At 59.3% G+C, this 26,401-nt stretch carries 21 protein-coding genes, 3 tRNA genes and 1 pseudogene; 11 read left to right on the top strand and 14 right to left on the bottom strand.

Features of this window, described 5'->3' with window-relative positions:
• Position 1: 1 nt before the first annotated feature.
• The 7 genes and pseudogenes from AB5Y83_RS14120 to tssI all read left to right on the top strand — a co-directional run.
• On the top strand, positions 2 to 1,540 hold the full coding sequence (locus AB5Y83_RS14120) for a sigma-54 interaction domain-containing protein (RefSeq protein WP_368175372.1): 1,539 nt from the start codon (positions 2 to 4) through the stop codon (positions 1,538 to 1,540).
• The gene (gene vasI / locus AB5Y83_RS14125; protein ID WP_219263750.1) at positions 1,540 to 2,145 is read left to right on the top strand and encodes a type VI secretion system-associated protein VasI; all 606 of its coding nucleotides are present in this window, start codon (positions 1,540 to 1,542) and stop codon (positions 2,143 to 2,145) included. Before AB5Y83_RS14120 ends, vasI begins: the two co-directional genes overlap by 1 nt.
• 8 nt (positions 2,146 to 2,153) lie before the next feature.
• The gene (gene tssA / locus AB5Y83_RS14130) at positions 2,154 to 3,581 is read left to right on the top strand and encodes a type VI secretion system protein TssA (RefSeq protein ID WP_368175373.1); all 1,428 of its coding nucleotides are present in this window, start codon (positions 2,154 to 2,156) and stop codon (positions 3,579 to 3,581) included.
• 41 nt (positions 3,582 to 3,622) lie between these two features.
• On the top strand, positions 3,623 to 7,120 hold the full coding sequence (tssM, locus tag AB5Y83_RS14135) for a type VI secretion system membrane subunit TssM (RefSeq protein WP_368175374.1): 3,498 nt from the start codon (positions 3,623 to 3,625) through the stop codon (positions 7,118 to 7,120).
• Between the two features lie 43 nt (positions 7,121 to 7,163).
• Entirely contained in the window at positions 7,164 to 8,591 is a 1,428-nt protein-coding gene (locus AB5Y83_RS14140; RefSeq protein WP_368175375.1) for a VasL domain-containing protein, read from the top strand.
• A gap of 294 nt (positions 8,592 to 8,885) precedes the next feature.
• Positions 8,886 to 9,173 (top strand): type VI secretion system PAAR protein, encoded by a 288-nt coding sequence (locus AB5Y83_RS14145; RefSeq protein ID WP_042023025.1) that lies wholly within the window; start codon positions 8,886 to 8,888, stop codon positions 9,171 to 9,173.
• A gap of 11 nt (positions 9,174 to 9,184) precedes the next feature.
• A pseudogene (tssI, locus tag AB5Y83_RS14150) lies at positions 9,185 to 11,098 on the top strand (type VI secretion system tip protein TssI/VgrG); the annotation flags it as partial.
• On the opposite strand, the gene AB5Y83_RS14155 reads toward tssI, so the two are convergent.
• The 8 genes from AB5Y83_RS14155 to AB5Y83_RS14190 form a co-directional block, all read right to left on the bottom strand.
• On the bottom strand, positions 11,037 to 11,798 hold the full coding sequence (locus AB5Y83_RS14155; protein WP_368175376.1) for an AcvB/VirJ family lysyl-phosphatidylglycerol hydrolase: 762 nt from the start codon (positions 11,796 to 11,798) through the stop codon (positions 11,037 to 11,039). The pseudogene tssI and the gene AB5Y83_RS14155 overlap by 62 nt on opposite strands.
• Positions 11,799 to 11,809: 11 nt before the next feature.
• Positions 11,810 to 14,359: a bifunctional lysylphosphatidylglycerol flippase/synthetase MprF gene (gene mprF / locus AB5Y83_RS14160; RefSeq protein WP_368175377.1), complete on the bottom strand. Its 2,550-nt coding sequence runs from the start codon at positions 14,357 to 14,359 to the stop codon at positions 11,810 to 11,812.
• A 153-nt stretch (positions 14,360 to 14,512) separates the two neighbouring features.
• Positions 14,513 to 14,695 carry a hypothetical protein gene (locus tag AB5Y83_RS14165; RefSeq protein ID WP_005337116.1) on the bottom strand — a complete coding sequence of 61 codons (183 nt, stop codon included), beginning with the start codon at positions 14,693 to 14,695 and terminating at the stop codon, positions 14,513 to 14,515.
• A gap of 54 nt (positions 14,696 to 14,749) precedes the next feature.
• Positions 14,750 to 16,075: a two-component system sensor histidine kinase RstB gene (gene rstB, locus AB5Y83_RS14170; protein ID WP_368175378.1), complete on the bottom strand. Its 1,326-nt coding sequence runs from the start codon at positions 16,073 to 16,075 to the stop codon at positions 14,750 to 14,752.
• A 21-nt stretch (positions 16,076 to 16,096) separates the two neighbouring features.
• Complete coding sequence (gene rstA / locus AB5Y83_RS14175; RefSeq protein WP_108542678.1) at positions 16,097 to 16,807, bottom strand: two-component system response regulator RstA; 711 nt, start codon at positions 16,805 to 16,807, stop codon at positions 16,097 to 16,099.
• A 315-nt stretch (positions 16,808 to 17,122) separates the two neighbouring features.
• Positions 17,123 to 17,198: transfer RNA gene (locus tag AB5Y83_RS14180), tRNA-His, on the bottom strand.
• Positions 17,199 to 17,250: 52 nt separating this feature from the next.
• A tRNA-Arg gene (locus AB5Y83_RS14185) sits at positions 17,251 to 17,327 on the bottom strand.
• Positions 17,328 to 17,364: 37 nt separating this feature from the next.
• Positions 17,365 to 17,441: transfer RNA gene (locus AB5Y83_RS14190), tRNA-Pro, on the bottom strand.
• Between the two features lie 213 nt (positions 17,442 to 17,654).
• On the opposite strand from AB5Y83_RS14190, the gene folD reads away from it, so the two are divergent.
• Positions 17,655 to 18,509, top strand: coding sequence for a bifunctional methylenetetrahydrofolate dehydrogenase/methenyltetrahydrofolate cyclohydrolase FolD (folD, locus tag AB5Y83_RS14195; protein ID WP_279487821.1), 855 nt, complete (start codon positions 17,655 to 17,657; stop codon positions 18,507 to 18,509).
• Positions 18,510 to 18,626: 117 nt separating this feature from the next.
• Here folD and cspD read toward each other — a convergent pair whose 3' ends face one another.
• Positions 18,627 to 18,845: a cold shock-like protein CspD gene (gene cspD, locus AB5Y83_RS14200; protein ID WP_005300025.1), complete on the bottom strand. Its 219-nt coding sequence runs from the start codon at positions 18,843 to 18,845 to the stop codon at positions 18,627 to 18,629.
• A 229-nt stretch (positions 18,846 to 19,074) separates the two neighbouring features.
• Between cspD and clpS the strand changes: the two genes are divergently transcribed.
• Together clpS and clpA are read left to right on the top strand one after the other, a co-directional pair.
• Positions 19,075 to 19,392, top strand: coding sequence for an ATP-dependent Clp protease adapter ClpS (gene clpS, locus AB5Y83_RS14205; RefSeq protein ID WP_005337111.1), 318 nt, complete (start codon positions 19,075 to 19,077; stop codon positions 19,390 to 19,392).
• 59 nt (positions 19,393 to 19,451) lie between these two features.
• Entirely contained in the window at positions 19,452 to 21,707 is a 2,256-nt protein-coding gene (clpA, locus tag AB5Y83_RS14210; protein ID WP_005337110.1) for an ATP-dependent Clp protease ATP-binding subunit ClpA, read from the top strand.
• Positions 21,708 to 21,775: 68 nt separating this feature from the next.
• Here the strand turns inward: clpA and infA are convergent, their stop codons facing one another.
• The 3 genes from infA to aat form a co-directional block, all read right to left on the bottom strand.
• Positions 21,776 to 21,994: a translation initiation factor IF-1 gene (infA, locus tag AB5Y83_RS14215; protein ID WP_005300033.1), complete on the bottom strand. Its 219-nt coding sequence runs from the start codon at positions 21,992 to 21,994 to the stop codon at positions 21,776 to 21,778.
• A 68-nt stretch (positions 21,995 to 22,062) separates the two neighbouring features.
• Complete coding sequence (locus AB5Y83_RS14220) at positions 22,063 to 22,779, bottom strand: arginyltransferase (RefSeq protein WP_005351203.1); 717 nt, start codon at positions 22,777 to 22,779, stop codon at positions 22,063 to 22,065.
• The gene (gene aat / locus AB5Y83_RS14225) at positions 22,776 to 23,483 is read right to left on the bottom strand and encodes a leucyl/phenylalanyl-tRNA--protein transferase (protein ID WP_368175379.1); all 708 of its coding nucleotides are present in this window, start codon (positions 23,481 to 23,483) and stop codon (positions 22,776 to 22,778) included. Before aat ends, AB5Y83_RS14220 begins: the two co-directional genes overlap by 4 nt.
• A 19-nt stretch (positions 23,484 to 23,502) precedes the next feature.
• On the opposite strand from aat, the gene AB5Y83_RS14230 reads away from it, so the two are divergent.
• Positions 23,503 to 23,973 carry a glycine zipper 2TM domain-containing protein gene (locus AB5Y83_RS14230; protein ID WP_005337104.1) on the top strand — a complete coding sequence of 157 codons (471 nt, stop codon included), beginning with the start codon at positions 23,503 to 23,505 and terminating at the stop codon, positions 23,971 to 23,973.
• A gap of 108 nt (positions 23,974 to 24,081) precedes the next feature.
• Here AB5Y83_RS14230 and AB5Y83_RS14235 read toward each other — a convergent pair whose 3' ends face one another.
• On the bottom strand, positions 24,082 to 25,329 hold the full coding sequence (locus AB5Y83_RS14235) for a diguanylate cyclase (RefSeq protein WP_368175380.1): 1,248 nt from the start codon (positions 25,327 to 25,329) through the stop codon (positions 24,082 to 24,084).
• A 62-nt stretch (positions 25,330 to 25,391) separates the two neighbouring features.
• Entirely contained in the window at positions 25,392 to 26,342 is a 951-nt protein-coding gene (trxB, locus tag AB5Y83_RS14240) for a thioredoxin-disulfide reductase (RefSeq protein ID WP_019445530.1), read from the bottom strand.
• Between the last annotated feature and the right edge of the window lie 59 nt (positions 26,343 to 26,401).

A 26,401-nucleotide genomic window follows, 5' to 3' on the forward strand; every position in this document is an offset into this window, starting at 1 on the left:
CATGGAGCAAGCCCTCACATTCGCCCTGGCCCTCACCTCGCAACGGGATGAACAACATCTCTGCCACTGGTGGAGCTCGACCCTCCATGCCAGCTTCCAGCCCAAAGGACTGCTGCTTGGCATGCTGGATGTGAGCGGCCGCCAGCTGGAGTGCAAAGGGTGGGTAAAGGGGCAGGAGGTTGCGCTGGCGCTGGCGGTAGATGATTTCTCTCATCCACTCGCCTATGTGCTGCACAAGGCGCAATCCCGCACCTGGGATTCCCTCCATGGCGGTGCCCGCATTGAGCACGCCGGTTTTCGCGCACTGCTGGCCAACCTTGGCCAGCAGTGCGGCCTGCACGCCTTTCCGCTCAATGATGGCAACGGCAAGCCGTTTGCCGTGCTGGCGATGATGGACAGTGGCGATGTGTTGCAGGAGTGGGCGGCTCGCCCCGAGCTGGCCAGTCTGGCGCAGGTCTTTTGCAACCAGCTTACCCTGATCCGCGATCTGGGTCGTAGCCGCCGGGATCAGAACGTGTTGCGCGACTCGCTGCGTCAGATCAAGGGGGAGGGGGAGCGCCAGCGCCAGCACGAGAAGTTGCTGGGGGATCAGCTGGTTGGCCAGTCGGCGGTGATCCGCGGCTTGCGCGAGCAGATCGCCCAGGCGGGCCAGCACAAGCTGACCGTGCTCATTCAGGGGGAGACAGGCAGTGGCAAGGAGGTGGTCGCCCGCTTGGTGCACCAGTGCTCCGAGCGCGCCGCCAAGCCGTTCGTCGCCATCAACTGTGCCGCCATCCCCGAGAATCTCATTGAGAGCGAGCTGTTCGGTTATCAGAAGGGGGCCTTCTCCGGCGCCCTCTCCAAAAAGACCGGACTGGTGGCGCAGGCCAATGGTGGCACCCTGTTTCTCGACGAAGTGGGCGACATGCCCGCCGCCATGCAGGCCAAGCTGCTACGGGTGCTGGAAACCCGCAGCTACCGGCCGCTTGGGGCAGAGCAGGAGTATCACTCCGATTTTCGCCTCATCGCGGCCACCCATCAGCCGCTGACCCGCCATGTGGAGGAGGGGCGGTTCCGTGCCGACCTCTACCACCGTCTCTGCCAGTGTCTGCTGCTGATCGCCCCCTTGCGCGAGCATATCGAGGATGTGCCGCTGCTCTGTCAGCACTTCATGGCCCAGTTTGCCGCGCAGGATGACAAGGGTCTGGCTGGCTTGCAGCGCAAGTTCCTCAAGCAACTGCAAAGTTACGATTTCCCCGGCAACGTGCGCGAACTGCGCAATCTGCTGGAGGTGGCCTGTGCTCACACCCGTCACGGTGAAGAGGTGGGGCTTGGCGCCTTGCCGCCGGAGCTGCGGGATCGGGTATGTGCCGAATTGCCCGATGCGCTGGACGATTACAACCATATCCGCGATCTGCGCCGTGCCATGCAGCAGTACGAGGCATCGGTGATTGAAGCGCGCCTGCGCTACTTTCAGGGCAATCGCATGCTGGTGGCCGAGAGCCTCAATATTCCCAAGCGCACCCTGGATCACAAGTGCCAGAAACTGGAGGTGAACTGATGAGCATCATGGGTTTGTTGCCCCTGCTGCTGGCGACCGGCAATGCGGTGCCTCCCCTTGATATGGCGGCGTGGCAAGCGTGTCGTCGCGAGCCATCCCCTCTGATCCGGCTCGCCTGCTATGACGCCCTTGGCAATGAGGCGACGCAATCAGGCAACAAGGAGAGCACCAAGTCTCCGGCCTGGCTGGCGATAGCGGAGCAGGAGTTGGCCCGAGTGCCGGATAGCTCACCCTTCCTGTTGCGACAGGATGAGGAGAGTGGCACGGCGGTATTGACCCGTCCGGCCCTGCGCGGTGCCACCCTGGCGATCGGTTGTGTCAACAGCATCACCCATATTCGCTTGCGGCTGGATGCGCCGTGGCGCGGGGAGAGTGTCGAAGTCGCGCTGGATGGACAAGCAACTCGCAGCAGTCAGAGCTGGTTTATCCGGGATCAGGGATGGCTGCTCGAATATGGCCGCGGTCTGCCCGCCATCGAGGAGCTAAAACGCTGGATCGGTCATCGTGAATTGCAGGTTCAGGCGGCCAACGGCGCCTTGCTGCGGGTCGATCTCAGCGGCCTGAAAGAGGCGCTGATACCGGTGCGCCAACAGTGTCGCTGGTAGGGGGGAAGATGAGCTATCAACACCCCTGGTGTAGCCGTCTGCTCACCAGCTTGCCGGATGAACAGATCAAAGGGGCCGTGCTGGCCGATGAGCCTCGCTGGGACTATGTGGAGACCGAGCTGGTCAAGTTGGGCTCCCTTGCCCACAGCCAGGTCGATCTCAATGCGGTCGCCGAAGCCTGTCTGGGGTTGCTGGAGAGCCGCACCAAGGATATGCGGGTGCTGGCACAGCTTTTGCGCTGCCTGCAGCACCCCGCCAAGGCGACCCCGATGGGCGCTGCGCTGAGCTTGCTGGAAGCCTGGATCAAGGCTTACTGGCTGTTGGCCTGGCCCGGGAATGCGACCCAGAAGCAGCGATTGATGGTGCAGATCATCAAGCGCTTCGAGGGGGCCCTGCCGAGGGTGAGCGAAAGCGCCTCGGCGGCGGAACTGGCGCAGTTGCTGGCGCAGGCAGAACAGCTGGAGGCCGTCTGGCTGGCCCAGAGCCCTGACAAGGGAGAACTGCTGGATCCTCTGGTGATGGGGTTGAAGCGGGCTCAGCGACAGCAGGTTGCCCAAGCCCAGGCAGATGCCGGGGGTCAACCTGCAAGCAGCGCTGCTGCAGCCACCGCCAGTGCGAGCGGGATGGCGGGCACCATGGTGCTCAGTGGCAGCAGCAAGGGCTCCGGGGTCGAGATTGACAGCTCCAACGATCGGGCATGGCGACAGACCCAGCTCAAGGTGGCGGAGCTGCTGATTGAGCGCCAGCCGGAGGCGGCGATCGGTTATCGGTTGCGTCGTCACGCCATCTGGGCCGGTATCACGACACCTCCCATGGCTGCGCAGGGCAACAAGACCCAGCTTGCGCCCATGTCGGTTGACATGGTGGATGAGTATCGCGCAGCCATGGGCACGCCAGATCTGGCGCTCTGGCAGCGCATCGAGCAGAGCCTGACGCTGGCCCCTTACTGGTTCGAGGGGCACAGGCTCTCGGCCGAGGTGGCCCAGAAGCTGGGATATGGCGCGGTGGTGCAGGCGATCATGGCGGAGCTGGATGCGTTTTTGCAGCGCCTGCCAGCGCTGCGGGATCTCACCTTCAGCGATGGTTCCCCGTTTCTCTCCCCCGAGTGCAGCCGCTGGTTGCAGCCTGCCAAGAGCAGTGGGGGCGGCAGCGGACAGGCCGAACTGGCCGAGGAGGTCGCCTTGCGTCATGGGGAGCAGGGGATTGCCGCCGCGCTCGCCCTGCTTGATGAGCGGATGGCACAGATGAAAGAGCCAAGAGCCCGCTTCCATGCCTTGCTGGTGCAGGCGGAGTTGTTGGAGCAGGAAGGCATGGAGGCGCTTGCGCGCCAGCAATATCAACACTTGTGGCAAGAGGCAGATCGCCTCGGGTTGTCGCAGTGGGAGCCCGGGTTGGTCAGCCGCCTGGCCCCCTATGCCACCCATTTGCCGAAATAAGTGCCGAAATGAGTCATTGAGTCGGAGTTGGATCACATTTTATGTTCAAAACCATCTTTACCTTTCTGCGGCAACAGCTGCCGAAACTGAAACCCTCCTGGCCCCTGCTCGGTGTGGTGCTGTGGGTTGTCGCCCTGATCCTGGTGTGGTGGCTGGGGCCTCGCATCGAGATCCGTGATGCCAAGCCATTCGAGTCCTTGTGGGGGCGGGTGGTGTTTACCCTGCTCTGGCTCTGGTTGCTGCTGGGGGTACTCTCCTGGCGGGTATGGCGCAAGATGAAGCAGCTCAAGGCCGAGCGCCAGCATGAGGTGCTGCTGGAACAAGATCCGGTCAAAGGGCTCATCGACAAACAGGCGCAGTTCCTCAATCGTTGGTTGCAAGCCTTGAATGAACACCTTGGCAAGGGGGCGCTCTACGCCATGCCCTGGTATCTGGTGCTGGGTCTGCCCGGCAGCGGCAAGAGCAGCCTGATCCACCGTGCCAATCCGGCCAACAAGCTCAATCCCAGACTCGATACCGAACTGCGGGACGTGGTGCAAGGCCAGCTGGTCGATTGCTGGCTGGGGGAGCAAGCCGTGATGCTGGATCCGGCCGGTGCACTGTTGTCACAAGCTGAGCCCGAGCTGGATCCGCAAGCTCGCAAGCATGAGCGGCTCTGGTTGCATCTACTCAACTGGCTCAACGAGCACCGTCGTCGTCAGCCCCTTAATGGTCTGGTACTGACCGTTGATTTGGCGTGGTTGTCTGCGGCCAGCGTGGCCGAGCGCAAGGCGTATGCCCAGCTGATGCGTGCCCGGTTGCAAGAGGTGTCGGCCACCATGAATACCCGGCTGCCGCTCTATGTCACCTTCACCAAACTCGACATGCTGCGCGGCTTTGATGTGGTCTATGAACAGCTGGATAAAGAGGCCCGTGACGCCGTGCTGGGGGTAACCTTCAACCCCGGCAGCAGTCAGGGCAAATCCTGGCAGCAGGATCTGGCGCTGTTCTGGGATCAGTGGGTCGACAATCTCAACCGCAATCTGCCGGAGATGATGCTGGCCCGGCTCGATGCCGCCCAGCGCAACGCCCTCTTCTCGTTTGTTCGCCAATTGGCGGGTCTCAAGGATTATGTGACCAGCCTGCTCGATGAAACCCTGACCATTGAAGAGAGCAAACCACTGCTGGTGCGCGGCGTCTATATCAGCTCCGTTTATCAGCAAGGTGTCCCGTTCGATGCCTTTGCTCAGGCCGCTTCCCGGCGTTACAGCTTGCCCGAGCCTATTCACTCCGCCCTGCGCGGGGAGTCCAACACCTATTTTGTGCGCAAGTTGTTCTCTTCGATCATCTTCCCCGAGGCCCATCTGGCCGGAGAAAATCGGCTGCATACCCTCTATCGTCGTCGCCGGATGGCCATTGGCTTGAGTTGCTTGTCGCTCTTCTCTGCAGCCCTGATCGGTGGCTGGCACTACTTCTACCGGGTCAATGAGGAGGCGGGGCGCAATGTACTGACCAAGGCGCAAGCGTTCACCGAGACCAACGAGGTCGCTGATGAACATGCCTTCGGTGTCAGCCAGTTGCCACGTCTCAACCTTATTCGCGAGGCGACCCTCTCTTTTGGCAACTACCGCGAACGGATGCCGCTGGTGGCAGACCTTGGTCTCTATCAGGGGGATGAGATTGGCCCCTATGTGGAAGGCTCCTATCTGCAACTGCTGGGGCTGCGTTTCCTGCCTGCCCAGATGCAGGGACTGCTGGAGGATCTCAACCGTGCACCGGCTGGCAGCGAGGAGAAGCTCTCCATCCTGCGGGTGATGCGGATGATCGATGATGCCTCCGGTCGCAACAAGGAGCTGGTGGAGCAGTACATGGCCAGCCGATGGCAGAAAGCGTTCCCGGGGCAGGGGGCGGTGCAGGAGCAGTTGATGGGGCATCTTGACTATGCCCTCGATCACACCGACTGGCACGCTGCTCGTGCCGCCCGGGATCAGGCCGCCATCACGGCATTTGTGCCATTCAAGGAGCCGGTGTATGGCGCCCAGCGTGAACTGGGCAAATTGCCCATGTATCAGCGGGTCTATCAGAATCTGGTGGTGAAGGCGGGTGATGTGTTGCCGCCGGATCTCAATGTCCGTGACGAGGTGGGCCCCACCTTCGACACCGTGTTTGCCCTGCGCAACGAGAGTGCTGGTCAGGTGCCGCGTTTGCTGACCTGGCCCGGGTTCAGTGACTTCTTCCTTAAGCAGGACAAGGCGCTGATCGATCTCACCGCCATGGATGCCTGGGTGCTGGGCCAGCGCAAGCTGAGCCAGTTGAGCGAGGCCGATCGCAAGGAGATCACCCGTCAGGTCAACGATCGCTATGTCACCGATTACGTCAACCAGTGGCAAAAATTGCTGACCAATCTGGATGTGCAGACCCTTGCCAGCCCCGAGCAGGCGCTCGATGTGCTCTCTGCCATCACCGGCAACGACCAGCCATTCCAGCGGGTGCTCGCAGCGCTGGATGACAATACCCGTATTCGCAAGATCTCCGATGCGGAAGGAGATCCGGCGCAGGCGATCACTGCCCGGATAGGTCGCCCCTTTATGGCCACCAATGGCGTCTTGACTGGCCGTGGGGAACAGGGGCCGCTGATTTCGGAAGTGAACCAGAAGCTGATTGAGCTGCAGCACTATATGGAGCTGATCGTCAATGCCACCGAGCCGGGACAGTCAGCCCTCAAGGCGGTGCAAGTGCGTTTGACCAACAAGTACGCTGATCCGGTCTTTGCATTGCAGCAATATGCTCGTGGTCTGCCCGAACCGCTAAATCGCTGGGTGGGTCAACTGGCGGATCAGAGTTCGCAACTGGTGATTGATCTGGCGATGTCATCCCTCAATCAGGAGTGGCAGGCGAAGGTGCTGGCACCGTTCAACAGCCAATTGGCGGATCGCTATCCGTTCAATCCGGGTTCTGCCAAGGATGTGCCGCTCTCCGAGATGGAGCGCTTCTTTGCGCCGGGCGGCACCCTGGACAGCTTCTATCAGGTCAACCTGAAACCCATGGTGGAGGGGGGCTTGATGGAGGGAGAACTGAGCTCACCCATTCAGGCTGAGCTTATCAAACAGCTGGATCGCGCTGCGCGGATCCGCCAGATCTTCTTCAGCCAGCAGGGCAATCTGGAGGTGCAATTTGCCCTCGAGCCCATCGAACTCACCGCCAACAAGCGGCGTAGTGTGCTCAACCTGGACGGCCAGTTGCTGGAGTATGCCCACGGCCGTCGCAACAAGATCCCGCTGGTGTGGCCAAACACCATGCGCGACGGGGCCGAAAGCAAGATCACCCTGGTACCGGCTGCCCGCGAACGTTCACCGCGCAGCGAGGGCTTTGTCGGTCCCTGGGCCATGTTCCGCCTGATGGACAAGGGGGAGCTGACTCAGGTCAACGAGGCCACCTTTGATGTGCGCTTCCCGGTGGATCAGGGTGCCATGACCTATCGGGTCTATACCGACAGCGCCCAGAACCCCTTCACCGGCGGCCTGTTCAGTCAGTTCAGCTTGCCTGAATCCCTCTATTGATCATGTTGGGGGGCGTCATGCCCCCCGCATTTTGGAATCTGATATGTCACAGAATCAACAAGGTCAGCAGGCATTGAAAGTGGGGCGTGACCCCAGAATGTTGCCTGAGTACGAGGCGCTGCGCGCCGAGATCAACAAGCTCAGCCACGCCTCCCGCCCCGAGGTGGATTGGGTCAGGATCCATCAGCTCGCCAGTCAAATCTTTGAAAAGCACGGGGTGGATCTGCAAACCGCCATCTACTTCACTCTGGCGCGCTCCCGCATTCAGGGGCTGAGCGGCTTTACCGAAGGGGGCGAGTTTCTCGCCAACCTGATCGTCACCCAGTGGGAGAGTTTCTGGCCACCGGTGCATCAGGAGCGGGCCCGCATCGAGATGCTCGACTGGTTTATCGCCCGCATCAGCGACGTGATCCGCCAGTACCAGATCAGCCACGAGGACAAGCGGTTGATCTACCGCTGCGAGCGGGCGCTGCAACTCATCAGCGAGAAGCTGCACAACGCCGGTTTGAGCCGCATCCCCCGGGTCGAGAATTTGGTGCACTTTATCGAGGGGTACACCCATCTGTTTGACGAGACCGAGATCGTCATCGTCTCCGATGAGCCGGGCCTCAAGGATGAGCTGCAGATCCCGCCGATGGTCTTCTTCAAATCCGACATGGAGAGCGACCACGGCGCCTCTGTCGGGGCAACCCCGCACCTGCCTCAGGGCAGTATCCTAGTGGGGCGTGAGAAGGGGCAGATGAAGCCGACCGTGCTCAAGATTGAGCAGCACCGCAAACAGCGGCCGGCCTGGTTCTGGTTTGGCTGTGGCCTGCTCGCCTGCGCCTTGCCCATGATGGGATGGCTTGGCTGGCAACATCAGCAGCAGGAGAAGGTCATCGCGGCGCAACGGTTGCAACAACCCGCTGCAGCGTTACCGCAGGCCCTGAGTTATGACGACATTCGGCAGGCGCGCATCGTGTTGGGGGAGCAGACCCTGCAGGGGATGGAGAGCGAGCTGGTGTCGCGTTATCAGGCACAGCTGGACCGGCTTGAGCAGACCTCTCCCCTCTACTGGTACCGCTATGGCGAGGGGCTGCGCAATTCGCTGCAGATGCTCTATCCCGACTCGCTGGCGGTAAAGGCCCTCGACAAACAGTGGCAGACCGCGCTGGCCGGCCAGCAGGGGGATCTCAACCGGGTGCCGACCTATCTGGAGGCGCGCGCCGGGGTCGATGCCCTGATCGATCAGCTGCTGGAGCTGGAGCGTCAGCGCAAGACGGTCACAATTTCCTACCTCAAGTCTCAGCTCTACGAGGTACAGAAGAACCTGATGCAGGAGGTCCCGTTCAGCTTGCGCCTGAGCGAACTGGAGGCGCGAAAAGCGTCGCAGGAGCCTATTACGGCCGCCGAGCTGAAAGGGATAGAGAGTGACTTGAAAGCACTCAATATCCGGCTTTACCAACTGCAACAGGGGCTATCCGGTAGCTGATTGCTCTGTTATGCGCAACCAGTTGCGCATATTCCAGAGAGTTGCACTGCAGATGCAATGTTTGGCAGGGGGATTGCCCAGTTTGCGCAATCCCTTGCGAATGGATAACTCTATCATCTATCGAAAGAGGCTAACCATTTGATTTTATTTGGCTAATTTCGCCAGTGCTGAATGGCATAGCCTGTGCTGCGGCCTGTTCTGTTTATCAAAGTCGCCTGTGCCTGGTGCGTTCCACCGGGCACAGGGGCAGAGGGATGATGTCTGTGCGTCTCCCCACTCATATGGAGAATGACTATGTGCCCCGCTATCGCACTGCTCGGTGACATCGGCACCGACCACGATGGCTTTCCACCGACCCCGGTGATAGCTGCCAGTCCCGACGTGTTCCTCGATGGCAAGCCTGTAGCTCGTCAAGGTGATCCACTGGCGCCCCATGACAAGCCCAACAACCCGCCGCACCCACGGGCCATTGCCAGTGGTGTTGGCTCTGTGCTGGTGAATGGCAAACCCATCGCCGTCACCGGCACGGCAGTGGATTGTGGTGGCGTGGTGATTGGTTCCGGTAGCGGACAGGCAGGATAAGGAACAGAGTCATGGCACAAAGCACAGGATTACAATTTACGGTCAAGGTGGGGGCGCTGCCCGAGAGCACCTTTGTGGTGGCCAGTTTCCAGCTGGATGAGGGGCTGAACCGGCCGTTCAACCTGCAGCTGGAGTTGGCGAGTAGCCAGCCTGATGTCGACTTTGGCGCCGTGCTGGACCAGCCCTGCGAGCTGATGGTGTGGTACAACGGCGAGCTGCAACGCCGGGTCTGCGGGGTTGTGAGCGAGTTTGCCCAAGGGGACAGCGGCTTTCGCCGCACCCGTTACAGCCTGCAAGTCAAACCGGCCCTCTGGCGATTGGGGCTGCGCCAGAACTCACGCATCTTCCAGGCGCAGAAGCCCGATGAAATCCTCAGTATCCTGCTGCAAGAGCACGGTATCACCGACTACGCCTTTGCCCTGAAAAACGAGCACGCCCAGCGCGAATACTGCGTGCAGTATCGGGAGACCGACCTCGATTTCGTGAATCGCCTCGCTGCCGAAGAAGGGCTGTTCTACTTCCACGAATTTGAGCAGGGCAAACATCGCATCGTCTTTGCTGACGATGCGGCAGCCCTGACCGCTGGCCCCGAGCTCTTCTTCAACCTCGGCAACCGTTCGCTGGAGCAGGGCCCCTATGTGCGCCAGTTCCACTACCGCGAGGCGGTACGGCCAAGCGATGTAGAGCTAAAGGATTACAGCTTCAAGACGCCGGCTTATGGCCTCTCCCATAAAAAGCAGGGCGCAGAGCTTGAGCACCAACGAGACACTTACCAGCACTTCGACTACCCGGGTCGCTACAAGCAGGACCCGAGTGGCAAGGCGTTTGCCCAGCATCGGCTCGATGCGTTGCGTAACGATGCGGTGGCGGGCAGTGGCAAGTCCAACAGCGCGGCGCTCTTGCCAGGTCAGCACTTTTCACTGACCGAGCATCCTAACAGTAGCCTTAACACCGACTGGCAAATCGTCCATATCCGCCACACTGGCGAACAGCCACAAGCGCTGGAGGAAGAAGGTGGGAACGGCCCGACCGTCTACCACAACGAATTTGGCGTGGTGAAAGCGAGCACCACCTGGCGGGCCCGCATCGGCAGTCCCGAGGCACCCCACAAGCCGATGGTGGACGGCCCGCAAATCGCCATCGTGGTTGGCCCAGAAGGGGAGGAGATTTACTGCGACGAACATGGCCGGGTGAAGCTGCAGTTCCCGTGGGACCGCTACGGCAGCTCCAACGACCAGAGCTCCTGCTGGGTGCGGGTGAGTCAGGGCTGGGCTGGTGGCCAGTACGGCATGATGGCCATCCCGCGCATCGGCCACGAGGTGATTGTCTCGTTTCTGGAGGGTGACCCCGACCAGCCCATCGTCACCGGCCGTACCTTCCATGCCACCAACCGACCGCCGTATGAGCTGCCCGCCAACAAGACCCGCACCGTGCTGCGCACCGAAACCCACCAGGGCGAGGGCTTCAACGAGCTGCGTTTTGAAGACCAGGCGGGACAGGAAGAGATTTATATCCACGGTCAGAAAGACCTGAACGTGCTGATAGAGAACGATGCGGCGTGGCATATCAAGCACGACCAGCACACCGACATCGACAACGAGCGGGTGACCCGCATCAAGGCCAATGACCACCTGACGGTGGAGGGTGAAAAACGGGATCACATCAAGACGGACTATTCGCTGACGGTGGATGCCTCCATGCACCAAAAACTGGGACAAAGTTGGCTCACCCAGGCCGGGCAGGAGGTGCACGTCAAGGCTGGTGCCAAGGTGGTACTGGAGGCGGGATCTGAAATTACCGTCAAGGTGGGCGGCTGCTTTATCAAGGTGGATGGTGGTGGCGTCACACTGGTTGGCCCTACGATCAAGATGAACTCGGGTGGCAGCGCCGGTTCTGGGTCGGGGTGGGCCGGTAAATCTCCCAGAGGCCCTTGGGGGTGAGTGTTCCTGTGATGGCCTGATAGAGCTGGGGGTAGTTATCGTCAAAATGGTGTCCTCCCGGCAGAGTGACGGTGGTGACGTTGGGCTGGTTGAGACGGGGGCAGAGGCGGTCGCCGTCATCGTCATCGGCGCCTTGCAGGCAGAGCATCGGCAGATCGCGGATGGTCTTCACCTGCGGCTCGGTCGGGTAGCTACGTGTCTTGTGGGTCAGCATGTCGCTGACGTGGATCTCGAAATCCGAGCTGGTGGAGGGGGAGAGCATCACGGCCCCGACCAGCCCCTGACGATAGTGCTCCGGTAACCGGTTGATGACGAAGGGGACAATCTCGGCACCAAACGAGAAGCCGACCAGCAGCCAGCGGGGACGCTGCCAACGAGTCTGGTAATCATCAAGGATCCGCTCCAGATCGGCGGTCACCTGCTCCGGGGTTTTCTTCTTCCAGTAGTAGGTGAGGGAGCTCCAGCCCACGACCGGCATGCCGTGCAGCTGAAACTGGGCGCTTAACCCCTTGTCGAGGGCCGCCCAGCCGCCATCGCCGCTGAGAAAGATCACCATGGGGGTGTCGGATGGCTGCTTGACCGGCAGCTCAATCAGGCTCAGGTCATCCTTGACCGGGGCGGCGTGCGCCGCAAAAGACGAAACGGGCAGTACGAGACTGAGTAACAGCAATATCAGGGCTCTCATTGGCCATGCTCCTATTTCTTGATCAGCCCCAACGGGCCGCGGCTAATCAGGGTGATCAGGTGAGTCAGGGTTCTGGGCAGTACCAGCTTGCTGCTGCAGAGCAGGTAGCGGGGTTCCCAGCGGGGCGAAAATTTCTCCTTGTAGCGTCTGAGCCCTTGGAAGTTGTAAAAGCGGCTGCCACGGACGAACAGGGTATTGCCAAGGCGGGCCCAGTAGCTGTTGAGCGGGTGATCGTTGAAGCCGGACATGGGGGCCATCCCCAGATTGAAGCTGGCGTACCCCTGCGCCTTACCCCACAGCAGCAGCTCGACAAAGAGAAAATCCATGATGGGGGCGGTGCCGGTATCCAGGCTGTAGCGCATCAGATCGATGGAGAGGGTCTCCTTGTTGTCGCTCACCCAGAGGTTGGCAAAGCCGACAATCTGCCCCTCGTGCCACACCAGTGCAGCCGGGCTCAAGGTCAGGTAGTCAGGCTCGAAGCGGCCGACCGAGAAGCCCTTCTCCTTGCCCATCTTGCTCTGCAGCCAGGTATCGGAGACGGTCTGCAATCTGGGCAGCAGGGGGGCCACGGCACTGGCATCGACCACCTCGAAGGTCAATCCTTCCCGTTTGCCCTTGGCGTGGCTCTGACGCAGGTTGCGCAGCCGGCTGCCCGCCAGATCGAAGGTAGCCAGATCGACCATCGCCTCTTCACCAAGCTTGAAGGGGATCAGCCCCAGCTCCAGATAGAGCGGCAGATAGCGGGCCGACACCTGATAGAAAACCGGATTGGCGTCGTGCTCGTCGCAGCGCTCGCGAAATTGCCAGAGCAGCTCTTCGATCTGCTCGGGGCGACCGACCGGATCCCCCATCACAATCCAGCTGTTGCCCTCGATGCCATACATCAGGAAGGCGTCGCCGGCGGGATGGAACAGCAGGGACTTGTCCTGCAGCTGGGCCAGATAACCGTGGATCCCCCCTTCGCGCACCACCAGCTCGTGAGCGCGCGCCAGCGTCTCCTTGTCCGGCTTTTCACCGACCACGCGCAGCGGTGCAAGCAGCTGGGCAACCCCGGCCACGGCCAGCACGGCCACCACGCTCCCCATGGCGCGCAGGCCGCGGGCAGCCCCGCCGTGGGGCGAGAAGTGGAACCAGAGGGCGTGGTCATACTCCACCTGACGGTAGGAGAAGAGCAGCAGCCACAGGGCTCCCAGCAGCACGGCGCCGACCGAGATGAGCCAGCCCGGGGTGTACTGGGGATAGAGCAGCGACCCCTTGCGATAGAAGAGGGTGCGGCAGGGTGTCATGATGAGCAGGAAGCTGCCGAGCAGCAGGGCTGACTCCCAGTCTCCCCCCTTGAGCAGGGAGAAGGCGATCCCCAGAGCCAGCAGCAGCTGGGTGATGCGAAACGCGGCGTCGTGACGGCGATAGAGGCTGCGTGCCAGCAGGATCAGGAGGATACCGCTCACGCTGCCGAGCACGTGGGAGATCTCCAGCAGATGGAGCGGTAACACCTGCAGCCACACTTCAATGTGGCTGCGCATGGTCGGGATCATGCCCGAGCAGAGCAGCAGGCTGCCGGCGGCGAAGGTGCCCATGCTGATAAGGGCAGGCAGAAATTCGCGCACCGCGCTCATCAGCCCCTGTAGCCGCTGCCAGCGTGCTTTTTGTTGCAGCATCTCCTGACTCGCAAAGAGCAGCAGGGCACAGAGAAAGGGAAGCAGGTAATAGATGCAGCGATAGAGCAGCAGCGAGGCGAGCAGCTTGTCGGTTGGCAGGTAGTTAGCCAGCAACAGGCTCATGCTCGCTTCGAACACGCCGATCCCGCCCGGCACGTGGGCCAGTACCCCGAGGAAGCTGGCCAGCACGAAGGCACTGAGCAGCACAGGGTAGGGGACGCTATCTGCAGGCAACAGCACAAACAGCACTGCGGCGGCGGCCATCCAGTCGGCCAGCGCGACCAACAGCTGCAACAGACGAACCTTGAAGCCGGGCAGGATCAGGCTGTGTTCGCGCCAGGAGAGACGGTGTGTGGGCCAGCAGAGGTAGCAGGCCACCAACAGCAGAGCCATCATGCCCGCCAGCCTGAGCAGGGTATCTGCCCATTGCGGCCAGTCAGGCAGCAACTGTGATACATCGCAGGTCAGTAGGGCGCCACCTCCCCACGCCAGCAGGCCGAGGAAGAAGGTGATGGAGCAGAACAGCACCACGCGGGCTACCTCACCGGTCGCCAGACCGAGGGCTGAGTAGAGGCGATAGCGTACCGAGGTGCCGGTCAGCAGGGCAAATCCCAGGGTGTTGGAGAAGGTGTAGGCGATAAAGGAGGTGATGCTGACCTGTTGCCAGGGAAGGCGCTTGCCCAGCGCATGGAGCGCCAGCATGTCATAGCTGCAGAGGCAACCATAACTGAGCAGGGTCAGCAACAGGGCGCCCGCCAGTCGCGGCAGGGGTTGGGACCAGATGGCCACACGAATATCGTGCCAGTGCCATGCCTGAGTCAGGTGATACAGCACGGTCAGTGCGGTGCCGAGCAGCAGCAAGCTGCACAAGGGGCCTAGCCATTTAAGCAGATGACGCCACATGCCATGTTCCTGTGGTCATTGACCGTTTCCCGCAAAGGGGGAGCCGGGTCGTGGATCCGGTTTGGACGAGGGAGGCGCTCGTCAGGAAAATTTCGGGAAGAGATGGAAAGGGAGGCGTCAGCCTCCCTCTGTGCTATCCCGTGACCGGTTGGATCACTTGGTTTTCGGCGCGACTTTGACGGCAGGGGTCTTGGCGTGGGTGGCTTTATGGTGTTTTTTCACCACCTTGGTCTGGGTCGCCTGCGGTGTGGCTGTCTTGGTCGGGGTGGCCGCCATGGTGAAACCGGAGGTGAGAGCGAAGACGGCAGCCAGGGTCAGGGGAATGATCTTTTTCATGTTCAATTTCCTTATTCGGGTGGATGTTATGGAGCGTTCTCCATGACAGTCATCCTATGACGGTTGCGGCGACCCTTCAGTGAGCGGTTGGTGACGGTTTGTATCCAAATGTACAGGCAGGGTGAGGCAGAAGCGGGCGCCGTGGTCACTGGCCAGCAGCGCTACATCCCCCCCGTGATGACGAGCAATGCTGCGCACGATGGCCAACCCCAGCCCGGTGCCGCCGGTGCGACGATCCCGGCTCTGATCAAGGCGCACGAATGGTTCGAAGATCTGGGGCGCCAGCGCCGGATCGATCCCCGGTCCATCGTCGCTCACCTCCAGCAGATAGTTCTCCTGCAGCCGCGAGATGGAGAGGGTAACCTCGCTCTCGGCGTAGCGCAGAGCATTGCCGATGAGGTTCTCCACCGCGCGCGCCAGCAGACGCTGATCGCCGCACCAGGGCATGTGACGTGGCGGCAGATCGAGGGTGAGCTTCTTTTCGGGGGCCAGCGCTTGCCAGTCGCCGAGATGCGCTTGTGCCCAGTGGCTGAGCTCCAGCTCGTCTTGCTGCAGCGGCAGCTCGGGTCTATCCAGCTTGGCGTAGGTGAGCATCTCTTCGATCAGGGCGTCCAGCGCCCCCAGATCTCGCTCCAGCGCCTGCTGCTCCTGCTCGGCAGGGGCAGGATCGAGCATGGCAAGCCGATAGCGCAACCGGACCAGCGGGGTGCGCAACTCGTGGGCGATGGCATCGGTCAGTTGCTTGCGGCTGGCAATCATGGCTTGCAATTGGGTCGCCATTTGATCGAAGGTGCGTCCCACCCGGGCCAGACTGCTGCCCGGTGGCAGATTGGTTCGGCAGGAGAGATCCCCATCGCCTACGCGACGTGCGGTTTGCTCCAACTGCTGCAAGCCGCGCCAGTGGGGACGCAACCAGAGCAGAATGGGCAGGCCGAGGGATAGGCCGATCATCAGCAGCAGCCCCACATCGACCCAGTGCAGCTCGTGCAGGTAGGAGAGGTAGGGAACCGGGCCGACAATCAGCACCCGATCGGTATCGGGGATGCGCTGCAGGAAGGTGTCATCCTCCTCGACGATGACAATATTGCCGGCGGCCAGAAAGGCCTGATCCTCGCTGGTCAGGGGCTGGCGCACCAACTCGCCGATCCTGAGGGGGAGGGTAAACTGACTGCTCTGCTCGGCCAGCCGATCGGGCCAGCGCTCTGGCGGGGTTCTTGCCAACTCGCCGGTCAACAGGCCAAGAGAGCCTTGCATCATGCGTTCGAGATAGCGATCACCCGCCCGTTCGGCGGTCACCTGATAGACCACGCCCACCAGCAGGATGGCCAGGGTGAAGCAGCTGATCAGCAACAGATAGAACTGGATAAAGAGACGGCGCATGGCGGTGCTCCCGAAAGAGGGTTATTCCCAGGCGTGGGGGACGAAGAGGTAGCCTTTCTGGCGCACCGTCTTGATCCGGGTCGGGTTGTCGGGGTTATCACCCAGTTTGCGGCGCAGGCGGGAGATGGCCACATCCATGCTGCGATCCTGACCGTCGTACTCCCGGCCGCGCAAGCTGCGAAAGAGAGCTTCCCGTCCTAGGATCTGGCCGGCGTGACAAGCGAGTTCCCACAACAGATCAAAATCGGCGGTCGAGAGAGCAATGCTCTCGCCATCGAGCCGCACATCTCGTCCCGGACCATCCACCCGTAGCCGACCAAATTGCAGTTGCTGGGGAACGCTGCTGGTGGCTGCCGGTTGGGTTGATGCTTGCTGGTGCTGGCGAAACTGCACCCTCAGTCTGGCCAGTAGCACGGGGGGCGGGGTGGTTTTAAGGATGTAGTCGTTGGCGCCCAGCTCCAGACTCAGGATCTGGTTCATGTCGCTGTCCAGCGAGGTGAGCATTACGATGGGGCCGTCGAAGCGTGGCCGAAGATCCCGACAGAGGGACATGCCATCTTGCCCCGGCAACATGATATCGAGCAGCACCAGATCGGGCTGCTCGGCCTCTACCCGGGCCAGTGCCATATCCCCTCTGGGCTCGAGGATCACGTCCATATCGTGGCGACCGAGCCAACTGCTAATGAGCTGGCCAATCTCGGGATCATCTTCGACAAAAAGAATGCGTTGCATAGAAAAGCTCCAACGGAAAGCAGGAGAGAAGAAGAGCGATCAGCATATCAATGGCGCTTGGGAAATACAGAAAAAGAACCGGGCAGGCTGATGTGCGGGGGAGAGTGGCCGTGTGTATCGATGAGGAAGGGCGAATCGTGACAATGGGCGGAGCCGCGTTTATCGATCTGGAGGATGATGGCCTTGTAGACAAGGCAAGGTGCTGTCGGGCGCAAAAACAAAAAAACCGGCCAAGGCCGGTTTTTCGCGAAGCAGACCAGAAGTCACTGCACCAAGTCGATGGACATCACCTTGCGGCGATTATCGACAGAATAATGGGGTGGCTGATGGGGCTCGAACCCACGACAACCGGAATCACAATCCGGGACTCTACCAACTGAGCTACAGCCACCACTGAAATTTTCATCAACGCTCGCCAATCCAGAAGGATTGGGGAACATTAATGGCGCGCCCTGCAGGATTCGAACCTGCGACCCACGGCTTAGAAGGCCGTTGCTCTATCCAACTGAGCTAAGGGCGCTTTGTACCAACACGTCTTGAGGACGAGTCGATGAACATGGTCGGTGATAAAGGATTCGAACCTTTGACCCTCTGGTCCCAAACCAGATGCGCTACCGGACTGCGCTAATCACCGAAAATCCCTGACCAGCATATCGACATGAGTCGTACTGGGCAACGGGCGGGCATCATAGCCAAGCGTAAGGGCCAGCGTCAACGACTTTTTCCCCCTGTAAATTCAAGTGCCTACTTATTGCCCGCTACAGGTCTGGCGTGCGTCTGCTGCTAACATCCCGGCTAAAAAAATGCGACAATGCGCGGCAGTTGAACACATGGTGAGTGGAGAACGATGTCTGCCAAAATCATAGATGGAAAACAGGTTGCGCAAACGATTCGCAGCCAGGTCGCGGCGCAAGTCCAACAGCGGTTGGCGGCAGGGAAACGGGCTCCAGGGCTGGCAGTCATTCTGGTGGGGGCGGATCCAGCCTCTCAGGTCTATGTCGGCAGCAAACGCCGGGCATGTGAGGAGGTGGGGTTTCTCTCCCGCTCCTATGATCTGAGTGCCACTGCCAGTCAGGAAGAGTTGCTGGCGCTGATTGACCAGCTGAATGCGGATAGCCACGTAGATGGCATTCTGGTTCAGTTGCCCTTGCCGGATCACTTTGATACCACTCAGGTGCTGGAGCGGATCCAGCCTGACAAGGATGTAGATGGATTCCACCCGTATAACGTCGGTCGTCTGGCCCAACGTATTCCGGCGCTGCGCCCCTGCACTCCGAAAGGGATCATGACACTGATAGAGGCCACCGGCGTGAAGACACATGGTCTGCATGCGGTCGTGGTGGGAGCGTCCAACATAGTGGGGCGTCCCATGACCCTCGAATTGTTGCTGGCGGGCTGCACAACCACGACCTGTCACCGTTTTACGCGGGATCTGGAAGAGCAGGTACGCCGTGCCGATCTGCTGGTTGTTGCAGTCGGCAAGCCCAACTTCATCCCAGGGGAGTGGATCAAACCGGGGGCTCTGGTGATCGATGTGGGCATCAATCGCCTGGCTGATGGCTCGCTGGTCGGGGATGTGGAGTTTGAAACGGCGCGCAGACATGCCTCCTTCATTACTCCGGTACCCGGTGGTGTGGGCCCGATGACGGTCGCCAGCCTGATGGAAAATACCCTGATCGCCTGCAGTGAATATCACGACTGATCATGGCTGGTGATAACCCTGTGATCCCGTGAGGAGGCAGGATTCGCCAGAAATCTGACAATAAAAAACCGGTTGCTCAGAGAGGAACCGGTTTTTTATTTATCCAACGGGTGTTATTTACATATTTTGTGCTTCGTTTGGCACAATCACAGAGGCGTGATTTCCTTTCGGCCCCTGTTGCAGTTCAAAATTGACAGCCTGACCCGCTTTCAGGGTCTTGTAGCCCTCCATTTGAATCGTGGAGTAGTGAGCGAAGATATCCTCACCGCCCCCTTCCGGACAGATAAACCCAAATCCTTTTGCGTTGTTAAACCACTTAACTGTGCCGGTTGCCATACTTCTACATCCTTTTATTGATTACCCAGAAGTCGTTGAGTAACCTGCGCCAGCCCTTTATAACTAGGGACATGGGCCCATAGCAGACGGGCACAGATTAGCAAGTAACCAATCTAGTCTAACTTTTAAGCGAGTCAAGAAGTTGTTAACAGCTGATGTGATCTGGTTAACAAGTCTATTGACAACCTTGTGTTAGACGGTAGTAATCTAGAGGTACCAAAGCGCGATTATGAGCAAGCAGAAAGAACTCTTTGCTAATGAAGAGATTGCAGAAGCAGAGAAAACAAAGCTGCAGCCGCCACCCATGTATAAGGTTGTGTTGAACAACGATGACTACACCCCGATGGAGTTCGTGGTGGAGGTGCTGCAAAAGTTCTTTGGTATGGATTTGGACAAGGCGACTCAGGTCATGCTGAGTGTGCATTATAGTGGTAAGGGTGTCTGCGGCATGTTTACCGCAGAGATCGCCGAAACCAAGGTTGTCCAGGTCAACACCTATGCACGTAACAACGAACATCCACTGCTCTGTACTATGGAAAAGGCTTGAATCTGATGACTTGATGGCGAGTGTGACACCACATTGTAGCTGTACTAGGGGAGGTGCCTATGTTGAATAAAGATCTAGAAAAGACGCTGAACGAGGCTTTCAAACTGGCCCGTGACGAGCGCCACGAATTCATGACCGTCGAGCACCTGTTGTTAGCCCTTCTGGATAACAGTTCAGCCCATGAGGCGCTGAGCTCCTGTGGTGCTGATGTCGAGCAGATGCGCAAGGAGATCCGCGCATTCATCACCCAAACCACTCCGCTCATACCGCGCGACGATGAAGATCGTGAAACCCAGCCGACACTGGGCTTCCAGCGCGTGTTGCAGCGTGCCGTCTTCCATGTGCAATCCTCCGGCAATACCGAAGTCAGCGGCGCCAATGTGCTGGTCGCTATCTTCAGTGAGCAGGAGTCACAAGCTGCCTATTTCCTGAAAAAAGCCGAGATCAGCCGTCTCGACGTCGTCAATTTCCTCTCCCACGGGGTGCGCAAGGACAGCAAGCCTGATCTCGGCAGCAATAACAATCCCGAGTCTGATGATGATGTCTCGGCCGCACAGATCGAGAGCTTTGCCACCAACCTGAACCAGCTGGTGCTGGAAGGGCGCATCGATCCACTGATTGGCCGTGATCAGGAGCTCAATCGTACCATTCAGGTGCTCTGCCGCCGTCGCAAGAACAACCCGTTGCTGGTGGGTGAAGCGGGCGTGGGTAAAACCGCCATTGCCGAAGGGTTGGCTTACCGTATCGTTAAAGGCGATGTGCCCGAGGTGATTGCGGGCAGTACCATCTATTCGCTGGATATGGGTTCTCTGCTGGCGGGCACCAAATACCGTGGTGATTTCGAGAAGCGCCTCAAGGTACTGCTCAAGCAGATTGAGCGTCAGGAAGGGGCCATCCTCTTTATCGACGAGATCCATACCATCATCGGTGCCGGTGCGGCATCCGGTGGTCAGCTGGATGCAGCCAACCTGATCAAGCCGCTGCTCTCCAACGGTTTGCTCCGCTGTGTGGGATCCACCACTTATCAGGAGTACGCCCAGATCTTCGAGAAAGACCGTGCGCTGGCCCGCCGCTTCCAGAAGATCGATATTGTCGAGCCGACTATCGATGACACCACGCGCATACTGATGGGGCTCAAGAGTCGCTACGAAGCTCACCACGGTGTGCGCTATACCGCCAAGGCGATCCGTGCAGCTGCCGAACTCTCTGCCAAGTACATCAATGACCGTCATTTGCCCGACAAGGCGATCGACGTGATCGACGAAGCGGGTGCCGGTCAACGGTTGCTGCCAGCGAGCAAGCGCAAGAAAGTGATCAATGTGCAGGAAATTGAGTCCATTGTTGCCAAGATTGCCCGCATTCCGGAGAAATCAGTTTCTTCCTCGGATAAAGAGGTACTGAAGAACCTGGAGCGCAATCTGAAGATGGTGGTCTTTGGTCAGGATAAAGCCATCGAGGTGCTGACGGATGCAATTCGCCTCTCTCGTTCAGGTTTGGGTAACGAGCGTCGCCCGGTAGGTTGCTTCCTCTTCGCTGGCCCGACCGGGGTGGGCAAGACCGAGGTTACCCAGCAGTTGGGCAAGGCGCTGGGGGTGGAGATGCTGCGCTTTGATATGTCCGAGTACATGGAGCGTCACACCGTCTCACGTCTGATTGGTGCGCCTCCCGGCTATGTTGGTTTTGAGCAGGGTGGTCTGCTGACTGATGCGGTGATCAAGCATCCTCATTCCGTTGTGTTGCTTGACGAAATTGAGAAAGCTCACCCGGACGTATTCAATCTGCTGTTGCAGGTGATGGACAACGGCACCCTGACCGACAACAACGGGCGCAAGGCGGATTTCCGTAACGTGATTTTGGTCATGACTACCAACGCCGGTGTGCAGGAGACCCAGCGTAAATCGATTGGCTTCCAGCAACAGGATTTGAGCCACGATGCCATGGCGGTGATCAACAAGACCTTCAGTCCGGAGTTTCGTAACCGGCTTGATCACACCATCTGGTTCAACCATCTCGATATGACGGTGATTCATCAGGTGGTCGACAAGTTTATTGTCGAATTGCAGGTTCAACTGGATGCGAAGGGAGTTTCTCTCGAGGTGTCCGAGCGTGCCCGCCACTGGTTGGCAGAGAAGGGATATGACAGAGCCATGGGCGCCAGACCTATGGGGCGGGTGATCCAGGAGCACCTCAAGAAACCCCTGGCCAACGAGATCCTGTTCGGTTCACTGGTTGACGGGGGAATTGTGAAGGTTGAGTTGGTAAATGACAGCCTCAGCTTTGATTTTCAGGTCAATGTTGAAGCTGTTTCCCACTAAGCGTCAGTGATCAGAAAACGACAAAAAACCCCAACCGAAAGGTTGGGGTTTTTTGCTGAATTCCTGGCTTAGCGAGAGCGGAAAACAATACGTCCCTTGGAGAGATCGTAGGGAGTCAGTGCTACCGTTACTTTGTCTCCAGTCAGGATACGAATGTAGTTTTTGCGCATCTTGCCTGAAATATGAGCGATAACCACGTGACCATTCTCCAGTTCCACACGGAACATGGTATTGGGCAGGGTTTCGAGAATAGTGCCCTGCATCTCAATACTGTCTTCTTTAGCCATTGAATCCTCTTGATAAGCCACAACAAAAAACCGCTGGATCATGCCGGATTTAAGGCTATGTGTAAAGTTTACTCGGGCTTGGTGTCGATATTTTTCCATTCCCCCTGAATTAACAGCTCATGAGGGAGGTAATTGCGTTTGTAATTCATCTTGCGACACGCCTCTACCAGATAGCCAAGATAGAGCCAGCTTCGCCCGGTTCGCCTGGCCAGATCGAGCTGGCAAAGGATGGCAAAGGTGCCCAGGGAGCGATCGGCATAATCCGGATCGAAGAAGGTGTACATGGCGCTCAAGGAGTGGGGTAGCAGGTCTGTGGTGGCCACGCCGATAAGACGGCCCTCCTTGCGCATCTCCAGATAGAGTGGCGGCATCCAGTCACAATGGAGAAAACCGCGATACTGGCTGCGGTTGGGGGGATACATGCTGCCATCGTGGTGGCGTTCGCGGATATAGCGTTCGTAGAGCAGGTAATACTCGGGTTTGTCATCGTAGCTCAGGACGATCTCGATATCCCTGTTGAGCTGGCGGATCCGCTTCTGGCCGCGGCTGGGACGAAAGTGTTCACTGTGAATACGAAGGGATTGGCAGGCATGGCACGCCGGGCAGTGGGGACGATAGATGTCGTTGCCACTGCGGCGAAAACCGGCAGTCAACAATCGCTCGTAACCGTTGGCGTTGAGCAGATTGTGATCCATCAGCACCAGCAACTGCTCCTGTTCATGGTCCAGATAACTGCAGGGATGCTTGGGAGTCAGCCCTACTTTGAGGATCACTTCTTCAGTCATAAGCTGATCTCCCCCTCTTGCCAGCAGGAAGCCAATAGTGGTTGATGGCCAAGGCGCGCCAGCTCGGCCAGAAAACGGGCCCTTGGCCACTCCTCGATACCCAGGGTCGCCAGAAACGGGTTTTGCATCTGGCAATCGATGAGGGCGCCGTGATGGCGGGCGAAGTGGCGACAGAGTGCCACCATGGCAAGTTTGGCGCCGTTATCAATCCGGCTGAACATGGATTCACCGCAAAACATTCGGCCGATAGAGAGGCCATACAGTCCCGCTTGCAGCTCTCCCCCTTGCCAGATCTCGATAGAGTGGGCATGACCCAGCCGGTGCAACTGCTGGTAGGCATCGATCATGGGTTGGCTGATCCAGGTGCCATCGGCAGTGCGACGAGGGGCGGCGCAGGCAGTAATGACTTCATTCAAGGCGCGATTGACGGAAATATCGAATGGGGTTCGGCGGATAATCTTCTGCAGTGTCCGCCCCACATGGAGTTGGTCGGGACGGATCACCCCGCGGGGATCCGGTGACCACCACAGGGTCGGTTGGTGGGGTTCATTCCACGGGAAGATCCCCTTGTGGTAAGCTGCCAGCAATCTGGCAGGGGAGAGATCCCCGCCGATCGCCAGCAAGCCGTTGGGCTCTTCCAGCGCATGGCTGGGGTCGGGAAACCAGCAAAGCTCATCATCCAGTTGGGTAAGATAGCGAGACATAAGGCAACGAGGTTCATAGATGAAGGCCATTATCCTGATAGTATCCAGCTTGCTCTGCTTTGTCACGGCGCCCGCCGGGGCGGAGGTCTACCAGCGCAATACCGCGCGGCCGGTCAATCAGGTGGTGTTTGGTCAGGTCGAAACGGTGCGCAATATTACCCAGCGCCAGATCCTGGAGTCCGAGCACTCTGGCTGGAAGACGCTGGGTGGTGCCGTGTTGGGCGGTCTGCTGGGCAACCAGTTTGGTGGCGGTCATGGTCGTGAAATCGCCACCGCCGTCGGGGCGCTGGCGGGAGCTGCGGCTGCGCAGCAATACCAGTCCGGGGGAACCGTGGTGGAAAACAAGCTGGTGGAGCTGCTGATCCGCAACGAGCAAAATGCCCTTATCAACGTGATCCAGGATTATGATCCCGCCATGGTCTTTGCCAATGGAGACAAGGTGCGCATTCTCTACTTCGATGATGGGGTGCGGGTCGACAAGACTTACTGACTTTCGATAGTCATGGTGATGGGGAGACTGTGGCAGGAAAGGAACCCGCAGACTCTCCTGTCGGAAAGTCTGTCGGGCGGTAATACACGGGACAGATGCCCTGAGGATTCAGATATTTATCTCTTGAGAGACTATCTTGTCGCGACCGGTGTTCTTTGCCTGATAGAGCAGCCGATCCGCTACGCTCAGCGCCTCGTCCATGGATATCCGCCCGACGCTGATCACGCCGTAACTGGCGCGAACAAAGAGCGGGGTTTCCGGTGACAAGGGTTGCTGGCGCAGCTGCTGACGCAGCCCTTCAAGACGCTTGATCAACACGGGGACGGTACAGTGAGGCACCATCATGGCAAACTCCTCTCCGCCAAACCGGGCGATCATGGCATCGGGGAAGAACTGGGTCAGTAGCCGGGTCAGATGGCAGAGCAGTTGATCGCCGATGGCATGGCCCCAGTGATCGTTGACCTGCTTGAAGTGATCCACATCGAGCACACAGAGTGCCAGAGGCGTCTGCTGGCGCTGATGCTCTTCAAACCATTTTTGCCCTTCGTTGAACCAGTAGCGCCGGTTGTAGAGACCGGTCAGGTAATCACGATTGGCTGACTCCTGAATGCTGTTGAACTGCTCGAGCGCTTCCAGATTGTGGCTGACCCGACACTGCAGCTCTTCCGGCTCGAACGGCTGGTTGAGAAAGTCGTTGGCGCCTTGCTTGAGGTAGCGAGCAGAGAGACCGCGCTTGTCCGAGACCGAGATCCCGATAATCGCGAGCTGCTGCTTGCTGTATCGCTCTCTCAGCATCCGCACCAGACTGATGCCATCGATTTCCGGCATATAGTAGTCGACCAGTGCCAGCCGGATGCCGGGGTATTGCTCCAGCATCGCCATCGCTTCGCGCGCGTGACTCGCCTCGTGCACCTGCAGCAATTGCTTGCGCAACTGGGCCATGGTGCGGTGGCGGGAGGTGCGCGAATCATCGACGACCAGCACTTCGATGGACTGGTTGAGATAGAGACGGTGCACCAGGCTGACCGCATATTGCAGCGAGTGGCGCGAATCCTTCATCACATAGTCCAGTACGCCGGTTTCCAGCCAGGCCGCACGTTTATCCTCGCTGATATCGGCGGTGAGGATCACCACTGGCAAGCCGCGCTCCAGCAACACGCTGACCGCTTCTCCGCGAGGTGCATCCGGCAAGGTCAGATCCACCAGGGCGACCACATACTCCTCTCCCCGACAGTGACGGGCGCCCTCGAGGGTATCAAAGGCATCGATCTCCAGACCGGTCTGCTGGGCTATCGCCTGGGTCAGCATACGGCGGATCGTCAGGCTATCTTCGACAATCAATATCTTTTGTTTCATTAGACTCCTTAAATGAAAAAAGGCATACCGACTGGTATGCCTTATATCACATCAGCGCTGGTTTATTGCGCGTCGAGGTAGCGTTCGGCATCGAGGGCCGCCATGCAGCCGGTACCGGCCGAGGTGATAGCCTGACGGTAGTTGTGGTCTGCCACGTCACCGGCGGCAAACACTCCTTCAATGCTGGTCTGGGTGGCAAAGCCGTCCAGTCCGCCACGAACCTTCAGATAGCCGTTTTGCATCTCCAGCTGGCCATCGAAGATCTGGGTGTTGGGCTGGTGGCCGATGGCGATGAACACGCCCATCAGTGGCAGCTCGCTGGTGCTGTTGTCCTGGGTGTTGCGCAGGCGCACACCGGTGACCCCCATCTGATCGCCCAGCACTTCATCCAGGGTCTGGTGGGTATGCAGCACGATGTTGCCGCTTGCGACCTTGTCGTGCAGACGTTTGATCAGGATCTTCTCGGCACGGAACTCGTCGCGGCGGTGGATCAGATGCACCTTCTTGGCGATGTTGGCCAGATAAAGGGCCTCTTCCACGGCGGTATTGCCGCCACCGATCACCGCCACTTCCTGATTGCGGTAGAAGAAACCGTCACAGGTGGCACAGGCGGAGACGCCGCGACCCTTGAAGGCCTCTTCAGAGGGCAGACCCAGATATTTGGCGGAGGCGCCGGTCGCGATGATCAGGGCATCGCAGGTGTATTCGCCGTTGTCGCCCTTGAGGCGGAACGGGCGCTGAGTCAGTTCGACACTGTTGATGTGATCAAACAGGATGCGGGTATCGAACTTCTCTGCATGCTCTTTCATGCGCTCCATCAGGGCCGGGCCGGTCAGCCCTTCCGGATCACCTGGCCAGTTTTCCACTTCGGTGGTGGTGGTCAGCTGACCCCCTTGCTGCATGCCGGTGATGAGCAGGGGATTGAGGTTGGCGCGGGCGGCGTAGACGGCCGCGGTGTAACCAGCTGGGCCTGACCCTAAGATCAGCAATTTGCTGTGAGTGACTTGGCTCATGATGTCATTTCCGGGATGTGATGAGTTTGCGCGATTGTAGGTAATTCGTGATCCGGGGT

It is taken from the genome of Aeromonas sp. R5-4, from assembly GCF_040908215.1.
Lineage (GTDB): Bacteria > Pseudomonadota > Gammaproteobacteria > Enterobacterales > Aeromonadaceae > Aeromonas > Aeromonas veronii.

Bases quoted from the DNA above. Each gene is read 5' to 3' on its own strand.
- AB5Y83_RS14140 (WP_368175375.1), top strand. From the start codon at position 7,164: ATGTCACAGAATCAACAAGGTCAGCAGGCATTGAAAGTGGGGCGTGAC.
- AB5Y83_RS14155 (WP_368175376.1), bottom strand. From the start codon at position 11,798: ATGAGAGCCCTGATATTGCTGTTACTCAGTCTCGTACTGCCCGTTTCG.
- trxB (WP_019445530.1), bottom strand. From the start codon at position 26,342: ATGAGCCAAGTCACTCACAGCAAATTGCTGATCTTAGGGTCAGGCCCA.
- clpS (WP_005337111.1), top strand. From the start codon at position 19,075: ATGAGCAAGCAGAAAGAACTCTTTGCTAATGAAGAGATTGCAGAAGCA.
- AB5Y83_RS14165 (WP_005337116.1), bottom strand. From the start codon at position 14,695: ATGAAAAAGATCATTCCCCTGACCCTGGCTGCCGTCTTCGCTCTCACC.
- vasI (WP_219263750.1), top strand. From the start codon at position 1,540: ATGAGCATCATGGGTTTGTTGCCCCTGCTGCTGGCGACCGGCAATGCG.
- rstB (WP_368175378.1), bottom strand. From the start codon at position 16,075: ATGCGCCGTCTCTTTATCCAGTTCTATCTGTTGCTGATCAGCTGCTTC.
- AB5Y83_RS14230 (WP_005337104.1), top strand. From the start codon at position 23,503: ATGAAGGCCATTATCCTGATAGTATCCAGCTTGCTCTGCTTTGTCACG.
- cspD (WP_005300025.1), bottom strand. From the start codon at position 18,845: ATGGCAACCGGCACAGTTAAGTGGTTTAACAACGCAAAAGGATTTGGG.
- AB5Y83_RS14235 (WP_368175380.1), bottom strand. From the start codon at position 25,329: ATGAAACAAAAGATATTGATTGTCGAAGATAGCCTGACGATCCGCCGT.
- infA (WP_005300033.1), bottom strand. From the start codon at position 21,994: ATGGCTAAAGAAGACAGTATTGAGATGCAGGGCACTATTCTCGAAACC.
- rstA (WP_108542678.1), bottom strand. From the start codon at position 16,807: ATGCAACGCATTCTTTTTGTCGAAGATGATCCCGAGATTGGCCAGCTC.
- AB5Y83_RS14145 (WP_042023025.1), top strand. From the start codon at position 8,886: ATGTGCCCCGCTATCGCACTGCTCGGTGACATCGGCACCGACCACGAT.
- tssA (WP_368175373.1), top strand. From the start codon at position 2,154: ATGAGCTATCAACACCCCTGGTGTAGCCGTCTGCTCACCAGCTTGCCG.
- AB5Y83_RS14120 (WP_368175372.1), top strand. From the start codon at position 2: ATGGAGCAAGCCCTCACATTCGCCCTGGCCCTCACCTCGCAACGGGAT.
- tssM (WP_368175374.1), top strand. From the start codon at position 3,623: ATGTTCAAAACCATCTTTACCTTTCTGCGGCAACAGCTGCCGAAACTG.
- mprF (WP_368175377.1), bottom strand. From the start codon at position 14,359: ATGTGGCGTCATCTGCTTAAATGGCTAGGCCCCTTGTGCAGCTTGCTG.
- aat (WP_368175379.1), bottom strand. From the start codon at position 23,483: ATGTCTCGCTATCTTACCCAACTGGATGATGAGCTTTGCTGGTTTCCC.
- AB5Y83_RS14220 (WP_005351203.1), bottom strand. From the start codon at position 22,779: ATGACTGAAGAAGTGATCCTCAAAGTAGGGCTGACTCCCAAGCATCCC.
- folD (WP_279487821.1), top strand. From the start codon at position 17,655: ATGTCTGCCAAAATCATAGATGGAAAACAGGTTGCGCAAACGATTCGC.
- clpA (WP_005337110.1), top strand. From the start codon at position 19,452: ATGTTGAATAAAGATCTAGAAAAGACGCTGAACGAGGCTTTCAAACTG.